Raw genomic sequence first — 11595 nt, forward strand, 5'->3', positions numbered from 1 at the left:
CCGCGGGAGACGTCGACGTCGTCCTCGAGGCGTACGGTCACCGACATCGGCGGGAACGCCTCGGGGATCTCCTTGTCGAACAGGTCGATCCCGGCGATCTTGCTGGTCATGCCGGAGGGAAGGACCATGACCTCGTCGCCCGGCCTGAGTACGCCACCGGCGATCTGACCCGCGTAGCCGCGGTAGTCGTGGTGCTCGTCCGACTTCGGCCGTACGACGTACTGCACCGGGAGCCGTACGTCGACCAGGTCGCGGTCGGAGGCGACGTGGACGTGCTCGAGGTGGTGGATCAGCGTCGGGCCGGAGTACCAGTCCATGTTGGTGGAGCGGGTGACCACGTTGTCGCCCTGGAGCGCCGAGATCGGGATGACCTCGAGGTCCGGGATGTTGAGCTTGGTCGCGAACGCGGTGAACTCGGCCGAGATCTTGTCGTAGACCTCCTTGGAGTAGTCCACGAGGTCCATCTTGTTGATGCACAGCACAAGGTGCGGCACGCGCAGCAGGGAGAGCAGCACGGCGTGACGACGCGACTGCTCGGTCAGACCGTGACGCGCGTCGACCAGCACCAGACCGAGGTCGGCGGTGGAGGCGCCGGTGACCATGTTGCGCGTGTACTGCACATGGCCGGGGGTGTCGGCGATGATGAACTTGCGGTTGGGCGTCGCGAAGTAGCGGTAGGCCACGTCGATGGTGATGCCCTGCTCGCGCTCGGAGCGGAGCCCGTCGGTTAGCAGCGAGAGGTCCACATAACCGTGGCCCTTGTCCTGCGAGGTCTTCTCGACCGACTCCATCTGGTCGGTGAAGATCGACTTCGAGTCGAACAGCAGTCGCCCGATGAGTGTGGACTTGCCGTCGTCGACCGAGCCCGCGGTCGCGAACCGGAGGAGGTCCATTCCTGTGGTGATGGCCATCAGAAGTAGCCCTCCTTCTTGCGGTCTTCCATGGCGGCTTCGGAGAACCTGTCGTCACCGCGGGTGGCGCCACGCTCGGTGACCCGGGCGGCGGCGACCTCCTCGATGATCTCGGGGATGGTCGAGGCGGTCGACTCGACGCAGCCGGTCAGGGTCATGTCGCCGCAGGTGCGGTAGCGGACGGTGCGCTCGGTGACGACCTCACCCTCGCGCAGCGGGTTGAGCGGGGTCTCGGTGAGCAGCATGCCGTCGCGCTCGAAGACACGGCGCTGGTGGGCGAAGTAGACCTGCGGGATCTCGATGCCCTCGCGGCCGATGTAGTCCCAGATGTCCAGCTCGGTCCAGTTGGAGATCGGGAAGACCCGCATGTGCTCGCCCTCGTGCAGGCGGCCGTTGAAGAGCGACCAGAGCTCGGGGCGCTGCATCTTCGGGTCCCACTGGCCGAACTCGTCGCGGTGGGAGTAGACGCGCTCCTTGGCGCGGGCCTTCTCCTCGTCGCGACGACCGCCACCGAAGGCGGCGGTGAAGCCGTTCTCCTCGATCGCGTTGAGCAGGGTCGGCGTCTGCAGCCGGTTGCGCGAGGTCTTGCCGTCCTCGACGACGATGCCGCGAGCGATGGCGTCGTCGATGCTCGCGATCACCAGGCGTACGCCCAGACGGCTGACCCAACGGTCTCGCGTCTCGGCGACCTCGGGGAAGTCCAGACCGTTGTCGATCTGGAGCACCGGGAACGGGATCTTGGCCGGGAAGAAGGCCTTCTCGGCAAGGCGCAGCATCGTGATGCTGTCCTTGCCGCCCGAGAACATCAGGACAGGCTTCTCGAACTCTGCCGCGGCCTCGCGGAAGATGTGGATCGACTCGGCTTCCAGCTGGTCGAGCTGGCTGAGCCGGTAGTCGGCGTGTGTAGCAGTCATTACGGGAACCAGAGGACCTCTCCGTCAGGTTGAGGCGCCCATGCTAGTGGCGGCTTCCACGGCACGGCGAAATGTCCCACCCCCGCCTGGGCAGGATTCGAGTGTACGCAGCAGTCGTCCCGTCTCCGGCGACGCCACTCGCACGGTGAGATGCGCTAGTGGCGCGGCGCCACAACGACCCGGTTCCCGGCGAGCAGGAAGGCGATCCCGCCGGCGTCGCCGGCCGGCTGCGTCGTGTGATCGAGGCGTAGGAAAAGATTCCGTACGTCGCCGGGGTCGAGGTCGTCTCCCGGGTGAAGGCCCAGCGCCTGCCGGATCGTCTCGGCGTGGATGCGTTCACCGCCGACCCGGTCCCAGCGCTCCTCGACGAGCGCCGGCTGGGCGCCGAAGGTGACCAGCTCGGAGCGGGTGGCAGGGATCCCGTGTGACCGGGCCCGGTCCAGGTCGTCGATCTTGGCGGAGCCCTCCTCGGGAGTCGTCGGCCGCAGGATGTGCGTCGAGGGATGCTCGTACGTCGGCCAGAACCACTTTCCCGAGGCCCGTCGCAGCGCGAACTTCCCACGGTGACCCCCCAGCGAGAATCGCGGCCGCGCCCGCTGGTCGAGCCACGAGGTGGGCTGGTTGCGCAGGGCCGCGAGCCGGGTGGTGATCTCGTGGACGTGGGCCTCGACCGGATGCGGTGCCCGTCGCCAGGGGAGGTCCGGGTCGGCGGAGATCGATACCGCGCCGGGGAGATCGTCGCCGTAGGAGGCGAGCAGCGTCATCGGCTCGGTGTCCGGCAGGCCTCGCTCGCGGGCCCATCGGCGGCGTACGTCCTCGCGGGCGGGGAGCAGGTTGTCCAACCAGGCGCGGGCGGCTCCCGGGATCGCCGCCGGGTCCGCGCGCGGCATCGAGAGCGAGATGGGCGTGGGGCCGGCGGTCTCGGCGTAGGTGAAGTCGACCCGGGCACCGGCCTGGCGGAAGATGCCCATCCGGCGGCGGCCGGCGAAGGCGTACAGCTCTCGCATCAGGAAGGCCTACGAGCCGACCAGGCAGTGGGCCAGAACGGCGTCGAGGTCGACGTCCTCCAGCCGCGGGGCGATGGGGGTCAGCTGCGCGGGCGCGAGGTAGACGTCGAGGACCTCCAGGAGTGCGAGCGCCTTGCCGAGCTCGGCGCGTGGATGGCCGGACTCGACGTCGACGACGAACCGCCGGCCGACGCCGGCGCGCCGGGCGAGATCGCTCTGGGTGAGGCCGGCACGGCGCCGGGCCGCGCGCACGGCCGACCCGAAGGCGGCCGGTGAGGTCAGGTAGGGCGACGGCACGGTGAACACTCTACCGGTATGTTCCCGTACGGGAACATCGTGCCGCGAGGGTGCTGTCACCCGCCTCAAACCGCTGCTTACAGTCCAAACATGAAGATCACCGTTGTCGGCGTGGGCTACGTGGGGATGTCCCTCGCGGTCCTGCTCGCCCAGAAGCACGAGGTCGTCGTCCTGGACATCTCCCAGGAGCGGGTCGACCTGGTCAACAAGGCGCTGAGCCCGATCGAGGACCCCGACATCAACAGCTTCCTGGCCACCAAGACGCTCGGCCTGCGCGCGACGCTCGACAAGGAGGACGCCTACTCCGGCGCGGCGTACGTCATCGTCGCGACCCCGACGAACTACGACGAGGCGTCGAACTACTTCGACACCTCCACCGTCGACAGTGTGATCGCCGACGCGGTGACGTACGCGCCGGAGGCGGCGATCGTGGTGAAGTCGACGATCCCGGTCGGCTACATCACCGCCAAGCGCGACCAGCACCCCGAGACGACACTCTTCTTCAGCCCCGAGTTCCTGCGTGAGGGCCGCGCGCTCCACGACAACCTGCACCCCTCCCGCATCGTCGTCGGTGACGACTCCCCGACCGCGAAGGGCTTCGCCGAGCTGCTGCTCGAAGGCTCGCTCGAGCCCGACGTGCCGGTCCTGATGACCGGCGCCACCGAGGCCGAGGCGATCAAGCTGTTCGCCAACACCTACCTCGCGCTGCGGGTCGCCTACTTCAACGAGCTCGACACGTACGCCGCGACCCACGGCCTCAACACGACCCAGATCATCGAGGGCGTCGGCCTGGACCCCCGGATCGGCTCGCACTACAACAACCCGAGCTTCGGCTATGGCGGCTACTGCCTGCCGAAGGACACCAGGCAGCTGCAGGCCAACTACCAAGACGTCCCGCAGAACCTCATCTCGGCGATCGTCGAGGCCAACACCACGCGCAAGGACTTCGTCGCCACCGACGTGCTGCGCCGCGAGCCGAAGGTCGTCGGCGTCTACCGGCTGATCATGAAGTCCGGCTCGGACAACTTCCGCGAGTCCTCGATCCAGGGTGTGATGAAGCGGATCAAGGCCAAGGGCGTCGAGGTGGTCATCTACGAGCCCGAGCTCGACGAGCGGGAGTTCTTCCACTCCGAGATCATCAAGGACCTCGAGGAGTTCAAGAAGCGTGCCGACGTGATCATCGCCAACCGGCGCACCGACGTGCTCGCCGATGTCGCCGACAAGGTCTACACGCGCGACATCTATGGGCGGGACTGAGTTGTTCGTGCGCTGAGGCGCTCAAGAACAGAGCTCCTCCACCAGAGGACGTACGTCCGTGGGCGACCTGCGGGCAACGGGCCGGTGAACATCGGCCCGCGATGGACCGTGCGCTGCTGCGTACAGTTAGGGTCGCGGTCTTCTGTTCAGTGTCTAGGAATGAGGCAACATCATGGCTGGTGACTCCGAGACCCGCCCCTGGGGTTCGTGGCACGTCATCGACATCGGTCCGGGCTACAAGGTGAAGCGGATCGAGGTGCTGCCCAACAGCCGCCTCTCCTACCAGACCCACGATCACCGCTCCGAGCACTGGGTCGTCATCTACGGCAAGGCGACCTGCGTGATCGACGGTGTGACCACCATCGCCGGTCCCGGCGAGTCCGTCGACGTCGCCGTCGGCCAGGCCCACCGGATCTGCAACGAGACCGAAGAGCCGCTCTCGATCATCGAGGTCCAGCGCGGCGGCTATACCGGCGAGGACGACATCGTCCGCCTCGAGGACGACTTCGGCCGGGCCGAGCAGGCGGCAACGGCCTAGTCTCCTAGGCCAGCAGTCCGAGCAGATACTTCCCGTAGCCGCTCTTCAGCAGCGGCTGGGCGAGCTCGGAGAGCTGCTCGTCGGAGAGCCAACCCTGCCGCCAGGCGACCTCCTCGGGGGAGCCGACCTTGGTGCCCTGGCGGTGCTCGATGGCGCGGATGAAGTTGGCGGCCTCGTTGAGGTCCTCGAGGGTGCCGGTGTCGAGCCAGGCGGTGCCGCGCGGCAGCACCTCGACCTGGAGGGTCCCGGCCTCGAGGTAGATCCGGTTGAGGTCGGTGATCTCGAGCTCTCCGCGCGCGGACGGCTTGAGGTTGCGGGCGTGCTCGATGACGGAGCTGTCGTAGAAGTAGAGGCCGGGGACGGCGTACGGGCTCTTCGGGTTCTCGGGCTTCTCCTCGAGCGAGATGGCCTTGCGATTCTCGTCGAACTCGACGACGCCGTACGCCCTCGGGTCGGCCACGCGGTAGCCGAACACGGCGCCACCGGAGATCGTCTTGAAGCGGGCCAGCTGGGTGCCGAGGCCGGGTCCGTAGAAGATGTTGTCGCCGAGAACCAGGCCCACCCCGTCGTCGGACCCGTCGAGGAAGCCGACGTCGGCGCCGATCGTGAAGGCCTGGGCGAGGCCGTCGGGGGAGGGCTGCTCGGCGTAGCTGATGTTGACGCCGAGATGGCTCCCGTCGCCCAGGAGCCGGTGGAAGCCGGAGGCCTCGTGGGGCGTCGTGATCACCAGGATGTCGCGGATCCCGGCCAGCATCAGCGTGGTCAGCGGGTAGTAGATCATCGGCTTGTCGTAGATCGGCATCAGCTGCTTGCTGATCGCGAGAGTGATCGGGTGCAGACGTGAGCCGGTGCCTCCGGCAAGGATGATGCCCTTCATGGTCCGATGATCCTACGGATGTTCACCGCACGTTCTGGGGAACCCGCCGAGACCCCGCCGCCACCAGGTGGTTAATTCTGCCTACGATAAGCCGGTGGATCAGATTCTTGTGACCGGTGGGGCCGGGTTCATCGGCTCCAACTTCGTGCACCACCTCGTGGCCAACACCGATGCGTACGTCACGGTGCTCGACAAGCTGACCTATGCCTCCTCGGAGGCGTCCTTGGCGGGGCTCCCGGAGGACCGGGTGAAGCTCGTGGTCGGCGACATCTCGGACGCCACGGTCGTCGAGCCGCTGGTGGCGGAGTCGGACGCGGTGGTGCACTACGCGGCCGAGTCGCACAACGACAACTCCCTCTCGGACCCGGCGCCGTTCGTCCAGACCAACATCATGGGCACCTTCGTCCTCCTCGAGGCGGTCCGTCGCCACGACGTGCGGTTCCACCACGTCTCCACCGACGAGGTCTACGGCGACCTGGACCTTGACGACCCGAAGCGGTTCACCGAGGACACGCCCTACCAGCCCTCCTCGCCCTACTCGGCGACCAAGGCCGGCTCCGACCACCTGGTCCGCGCCTGGGTGCGTTCCTTCGGGGTGCGCGCGACGATCTCCAACTGCTCCAACAACTACGGCCCCTGGCAGCACGTCGAGAAGTTCATCCCGCGCCAGATCACCGAGGTGATCGAGGGTCGCCGCCCGCGCGTCTACGGCGACGGGCTCAACGTGCGCGACTGGATCCACACCGAGGACCACTCCTCGGCGGTCTGGACGATCCTGGAGAAGGGGCGGTTCGGGGAGACCTACCTGATCGGCGCCGACGGGGAGAAGTCCAACGTCGACGTCGTCCGCGCGATCCTGAGGCACTTCGGGCGTCCTGAGGAAGACATCGAGTGGGTCACGGACCGCGCCGGACACGACCGCCGCTACGCCATCGAGTCGGGCAAGCTGCGCAGCGAGCTCGGCTGGGAGCCGAAGTACCAGGACTTCGACAAGGGCCTGGCCGCGACGATCGGCTGGTACCAGGAGAACGAGGCCTGGTGGTCGCCGCTGAAGCACGAGACCGAAGCCAAGTACGCCGCGAAGGGGCAGTGACTGTGCCTGAGCGCGTGCCGGCTCTGACCGTCGAGCAGACCCCGATCCCGGGTCTGCTGGTAGCCCATCTGCCCGTGCACGGTGACGCCCGCGGCTGGTTCAAGGAGAACTGGCAGCGGGAGAAGATGGTGGATCTGGGGCTCCCCGACTTCGGGCCGGTGCAGAACAACATGTCCTTCAACGCCTCCCGTGGCGCGACCCGGGGCATCCACGCCGAGCCGTGGGACAAGTTCGTCTCTGTGGGCGCCGGCCGGGTCTTCGCGGCCTGGGTGGATCTGCGGGAAGGGGACTCGTTCGGGGCGACCTTCTCCATCGAGATCGGGCCCGAGACCGCCGTCTTCGTGCCGCGTGGGGTGGGCAACTCCTACCAGGCGCTGGAGGACCGCACCGTCTACTCCTACCTGGTCAACGACCACTGGCGTCCCGGATACGCCTACCCGGCGCTCAACCTCGCCGACGAGACCGCCGCGATCGCCTGGCCGATCCCGCTGGACTCCGCCGAGGTCTCGGAGAAGGACAGGGCCAACCCACGCCTGGCCGAGGTGACCCCGATGAAGCCGAAGAAGACGCTGATCATCGGCTCCAACGGCCAGCTCGGCCGCGCGTTGGCCGCCGTCTTCCCGGAGGCGGACGCGGTCGATCTCGACGAGCTGGACATCTCCGACGAGAAGGCGGTCGCGGCCTGGCCGTGGGCCGACTACCGGCTCATCCTCAACGCCGCCGCCTATACCGCGGTCGACGTCGCCGAGACCGCCGACGGCCGGCGCACCGCCTGGGCGGCCAACGCGTCGGCGCCGGCGCGGCTCGCCCGGATCGCGACCGAGCACCGGCTGACCCTGGTGCACTACTCCACCGAGTACGTCTTCGACGGCACCGCCACCGAGCACACCGAGGACGAGCCGGTCTCACCGCTCGGCGTCTACGCCCAGTCCAAAGCAGCCGGCGACATCGCCGTCGCCGGCACCGCGCGCCACTACATCCTGCGCACCTCCTGGGTCGTCGGGGACGGGAAGAACTTCGTCCGGACCATGGCCGGTCTCGCTGAGAAGGGTGTCTCGCCCACCGTGGTGGACGACCAGATCGGCCGGCTCACCTTCACCGACACGCTCGCCGCGGCCACTGCTCACCTGCTGCGGTCAGGCGCTGCGTACGGGATCTACAACTGCACCAACACCGGTGCGCCGTGCTCGTGGCGCGACATCGCCGCCGAGGTCTTCGCGCTCAGCGGTCGCGCGGCCGCCGACGTCGGCGCCACCTCCACCGAGGCCTACTTCGCCGGCAAGGACGACGTCGCGCCGCGCCCGCTCAACTCGGTGATGTCCCTCGACAAGCTGTTGGCCACCGGCTTCGCCCCCGACGACCACCTCGAAGCCCTACGCCGCTACCTGAAGGCCTAGTTCCGCCGACTCGGCGCATCTGTCCCAACTTTCAGTGCCGAGTCGGCGCAACTGTCCCAACATTCAGCGCCGAGTCGGCGCGTCTGTCCCAAGAAACGGCGCCGAGTCGGCGCGTCTGTCCCAGTTTGGGCGCCGACTCGGCACTGAGATCTGGGACATTAGCGCCGACTCGGCACCGAAATCCGGGACATTAGCGCCGGGTCGGCGAGGGGCTACTTCTTCGTACGATCCGGGAGGCGCCAGGCGGCGGCGTTGTTGTCGAAGGCGGGCAGGCCGCGGGTCTGGCGGAAGAACCCCCAGATGAGCGGGCCCAGGAGCAGCATCGCGCCGCCCAGGAACAGCAGGAACGTGGCGTCGGCGCCGAGCATCTTGGCGCCGGAGAGGGTCAGCATGATGACGATGCCGCGACGGATGACCGACTGGGAGACCCAGCGGGCCATCTTGGAGCCGAGGAAGGTGCCCGGGGTGCCGCCGAGGATCAGCGGGACGAGTACCGACCAGTCGACGCCGTGGTTGATGACCTGCCCGATCGCGGCGGCCAGCACGAGCGGCACCGCCTGGACCAGGTCGGTGCCGACCAGCTTGACCGCGGAGAGCGTCGGGTAGACCAGCAGCAGCGCGATCATGATGACCGAGCCGGAGCCGACGGAGGTGACGCCGACCAGGAGGCCGCCGACGGCGCCGATGAACATGGTCACCAGCGGCTTCAGGTCGGGATCGTCCTGGGGAGCCTCGTTGCCGCCGGTGACCAGGCGCAGCTGGAGGTACATCCGGAACATGTAGGACGCGGCGGCGAACAGCAGGGCGCCACCGAGGATGAGCTTGAGGAAGTGGTCGGTATCGCCCGGCGCGAGCTTGTGGACGAACGTGCCCAGGAACGCGAACGGCACCGAGCCGATGATCAGGTACGTCGCCAGCCGGATGTTGGGCGAGCCGTGCCGCCAGTGGACGGCGGCCCCTACCGACTTGTTCACCGAGGCCGCGACGAGGTCGTTGGCCACCGCGGTCGTCGGGGGGACGCCGAGGAAGATCAGTGCCGGGGTCATCAGGGCGCCACCGCCCATGCCGGTCAGGCCGACGACGATGCCGATCCCGAAGCTGACCACGAGCACGCTGAGTGCGTCTTGGGTGAGGAGGTCGCCGAACACGCAGCAACTCTCACATAGTCTCCCAGCCATGCCAGCACCTGTGCCGTTCGCCGAGATCATCCGCTCCGACTTCGTCGAGGGACACCATTACGGATCCGTCGTCTCCCTGGCCGCCGACGGCGCGGTGGGATGGTCGATCGGCGACGTCGACTCGGCGATCCTGCCCCGCTCCTCGACCAAGCCGGTCCAGGCGCTCGCGATGGTCATCCTCGGCCTCGATCTGCCCCCGGACCTGCTCGCCCTCGCGTGTGCCTCCCACTCGGGGGAGCACTTCCATCAAGAAGGCGTACGTCGCATCCTCACCGTTGCCGGCCTGGACGAGTCCGCGCTGGGAAACATCGAGGACCACCCCTTCGGCGCGGCCGAACGCGAGGAGGCCCTTCGCCGAGGGGAGCCGAAGACCCGGCTGGCGATGAACTGCTCCGGCAAGCACGCCGCGATGCTGGCCACCTGTGTGGCCGCCGGCTGGCCGCTCGAGGGCTACCTGGATCCGACGCACCCGCTTCAGGAGGCTGTGCAGGAGGTCTTCGAGGCGTGCACCGGCGAGGCGGCGTACGTCACCGTCGACGGCTGCGGAGCGCCGGCTCTCTCGACGTCACTGACCGGGCTGGCACGGGCGTTCGCGACGATCGCCACCGCGGTCGACGGGCCGGCCGCAAGGGTGGCCGCGGCGATGCGGTCGCACCCTGAGCACGTCTCGGGGACGACCCGCGACGAGGTGGCACTGCACCGGGCCGTACCCGGGCTGATCGGCAAGCTGGGCGCCGAGGCGGTCTACGCCGTCGCGCTGCCCGACGGCCGTGCCTGGGCGCTGAAGACCGACGACGGCGGTGACCGGGCGCGCCCGGTCGTGATGGCGGCCGCGCTGCTGCGCGACGGTGTCGGCGAGCTGGACGGTGTCGATGCCGCGGCCCTGCGGGCGACGGGGGAGTCGCCGATCCACGGCGGTGGGCGCCGGGTGGGGGAGATCCGGGCGCTGCTGTGATTGCTAGCGGTCCGCTAGCGCGGTCGGAGCGGCGTACGGCCGGGGGTTTACGCCTGTTGATACTGCAACTAGTGGGTGATGTGTGCCACTTTCGTTGCCCAGGACTTGTGTTTGCTAGCAATTGTTAGCACACTGGAGCCATGGTCAAGAGCAAGGTCACAAGTGCGGTCGGCTCGCTCGGTGAGTATCTGAAGGAGCAGAGGGTCTCGGCTGAGATGTCTCTGCGCCAGCTCGCCGACCAGGCAGGTGTGTCCAACCCCTACCTCAGCCAGATCGAGCGCGGTCTGCGCAAGCCATCGGCTGAGGTCCTCCAACAGATCGCCAAGGCGCTGCGCATCTCCGCGGAGCAGGTCTACGTCCGCGCCGGGATCCTCAGCCCTGACTCCAATGTCGGGGGATCTGTGGAGCTGGCGGTCCTGGCCGACCCCAGCCTGACCGAGAGGCAGAAGCACTCGCTTCTCGACGTCTACCACTCGTTCCTTGCTCTCAACAGTCGTGTCAGTGACGACCCGATGGCCGCCACCGAAGAAGAACCCCATCCTGAGGAGAACCCAGATGCCCACCCTGCCCAAGATTGAGACCACCAAGCCCCTCAACGCCGTCGCCGGCGTCGCGGACCTCGCCTACGAGACCGTGAAGAGCTACGCCACCGACGTTCAGAAGAGGGTCGACGGCTACCGCTCCGACGCGACCACCAAGCTGACCGACGCCCGCAGCAAGGTCACCGAGCGCGCCACCACCTACCGGACCCAGGCGACCGAGCGGGCCACCGCCGCCAGGACCACCGTGACCGGCTTCGACCCGAAGGCGCTCCCGGCCCTGGCCAAGGAGCAGTACGCCGTGCTCCCCGAGAAGGTCAAGACCACCGTCAAGGCCAAGCTCGACGAGACCACCGGCAGCGCCACGGGCACCTACGACAAGCTCGCCACCCGCGGTGAGACCTTCGTAGCGAAGCTCAAGAAGTCCGAGACCCCGGCCGAGACCCCCAAGGCTCCGGCCGAGACCGCCAAGGCCGCCAAGGCCCCGGCCGCGACCACCGAGGCTCCGGCTGAGGCCGCCAAGGCCCCCGCCAAGAAGGCTCCGGCCAAGAAGGCCCCGGCGAAGAAGGCTCCGGCCAAGGACACCAAGGCCTGATCCAGGTCGAACAAGAAGGCGGCCCGCTCTTTCGAGC

At 68.1% G+C, this 11595-nt stretch carries 13 protein-coding genes; 7 read left to right on the plus strand and 6 right to left on the minus strand.

The window, feature by feature from the left end; genetic code table 11:
* From ACRDPS_RS02300 to ACRDPS_RS02315, 4 genes are all read right to left on the minus strand, one after another.
* Window positions 1-911 (minus strand): sulfate adenylyltransferase subunit 1 (locus ACRDPS_RS02300; protein WP_431500000.1); only part of this gene is annotated, 911 nt, incomplete at its 3' end.
* Window positions 911-1825: a sulfate adenylyltransferase subunit CysD gene (gene cysD / locus ACRDPS_RS02305; protein WP_431500001.1), complete on the minus strand. Its 915-nt coding sequence runs from the start codon at window positions 1823-1825 to the stop codon at window positions 911-913. The genes ACRDPS_RS02300 and cysD, both read right to left, overlap by 1 nt.
* 155 nt (window positions 1826-1980) lie before the next feature.
* On the minus strand, window positions 1981-2832 hold the full coding sequence (locus tag ACRDPS_RS02310) for a HipA N-terminal domain-containing protein (RefSeq protein WP_431500002.1): 852 nt from the start codon (window positions 2830-2832) through the stop codon (window positions 1981-1983).
* A gap of 9 nt (window positions 2833-2841) precedes the next feature.
* The gene (locus ACRDPS_RS02315; RefSeq protein ID WP_431500003.1) at window positions 2842-3129 is read right to left on the minus strand and encodes a helix-turn-helix domain-containing protein; all 288 of its coding nucleotides are present in this window, start codon (window positions 3127-3129) and stop codon (window positions 2842-2844) included.
* A gap of 90 nt (window positions 3130-3219) precedes the next feature.
* Between ACRDPS_RS02315 and ACRDPS_RS02320 the strand changes: the two genes are divergently transcribed.
* A complete protein-coding gene (locus ACRDPS_RS02320) occupies window positions 3220-4386 on the plus strand; it encodes a nucleotide sugar dehydrogenase (RefSeq protein ID WP_431500004.1) in 1167 nt (388 codons plus the stop codon).
* 172 nt (window positions 4387-4558) lie between these two features.
* The gene (locus ACRDPS_RS02325; protein ID WP_431500005.1) at window positions 4559-4924 is read left to right on the plus strand and encodes a phosphomannose isomerase type II C-terminal cupin domain; all 366 of its coding nucleotides are present in this window, start codon (window positions 4559-4561) and stop codon (window positions 4922-4924) included.
* A gap of 4 nt (window positions 4925-4928) precedes the next feature.
* Here the strand turns inward: ACRDPS_RS02325 and rfbA are convergent, their stop codons facing one another.
* Window positions 4929-5801, minus strand: a complete 873-nt coding sequence (gene rfbA / locus ACRDPS_RS02330; RefSeq protein WP_431500006.1) for a glucose-1-phosphate thymidylyltransferase RfbA — start codon at window positions 5799-5801, stop codon at window positions 4929-4931.
* A 94-nt stretch (window positions 5802-5895) separates the two neighbouring features.
* On the opposite strand from rfbA, the gene rfbB reads away from it, so the two are divergent.
* Window positions 5896-6894, plus strand: a complete 999-nt coding sequence (gene rfbB / locus ACRDPS_RS02335) for a dTDP-glucose 4,6-dehydratase (protein WP_431500007.1) — start codon at window positions 5896-5898, stop codon at window positions 6892-6894.
* A gap of 14 nt (window positions 6895-6908) precedes the next feature.
* A complete protein-coding gene (locus ACRDPS_RS02340) occupies window positions 6909-8291 on the plus strand; it encodes a sugar nucleotide-binding protein (RefSeq protein WP_431500012.1) in 1383 nt (460 codons plus the stop codon).
* 212 nt (window positions 8292-8503) lie between these two features.
* On the opposite strand, the gene ACRDPS_RS02345 is transcribed toward ACRDPS_RS02340, so the two are convergent.
* A complete protein-coding gene (locus ACRDPS_RS02345; RefSeq protein WP_431500008.1) occupies window positions 8504-9439 on the minus strand; it encodes a sulfite exporter TauE/SafE family protein in 936 nt (311 codons plus the stop codon).
* A 28-nt stretch (window positions 9440-9467) separates the two neighbouring features.
* Between ACRDPS_RS02345 and ACRDPS_RS02350 the strand changes: the two genes are divergently transcribed.
* From ACRDPS_RS02350 to ACRDPS_RS02360, 3 genes are all read left to right on the plus strand, one after another.
* On the plus strand, window positions 9468-10424 hold the full coding sequence (locus ACRDPS_RS02350; RefSeq protein ID WP_431500009.1) for an asparaginase: 957 nt from the start codon (window positions 9468-9470) through the stop codon (window positions 10422-10424).
* A 140-nt stretch (window positions 10425-10564) separates the two neighbouring features.
* Window positions 10565-11002 carry a helix-turn-helix domain-containing protein gene (locus ACRDPS_RS02355; RefSeq protein ID WP_431500010.1) on the plus strand — a complete coding sequence of 146 codons (438 nt, stop codon included), beginning with the start codon at window positions 10565-10567 and terminating at the stop codon, window positions 11000-11002.
* Entirely contained in the window at window positions 10980-11558 is a 579-nt protein-coding gene (locus tag ACRDPS_RS02360) for a hypothetical protein (RefSeq protein WP_431500011.1), read from the plus strand. The genes ACRDPS_RS02355 and ACRDPS_RS02360 overlap by 23 nt, the downstream gene beginning before the upstream one ends.
* Window positions 11559-11595 lie beyond the last annotated feature (37 nt).

Source organism: Nocardioides sp., assembly GCF_050699375.1.
GTDB lineage: Bacteria > Actinomycetota > Actinomycetes > Propionibacteriales > Nocardioidaceae > Nocardioides.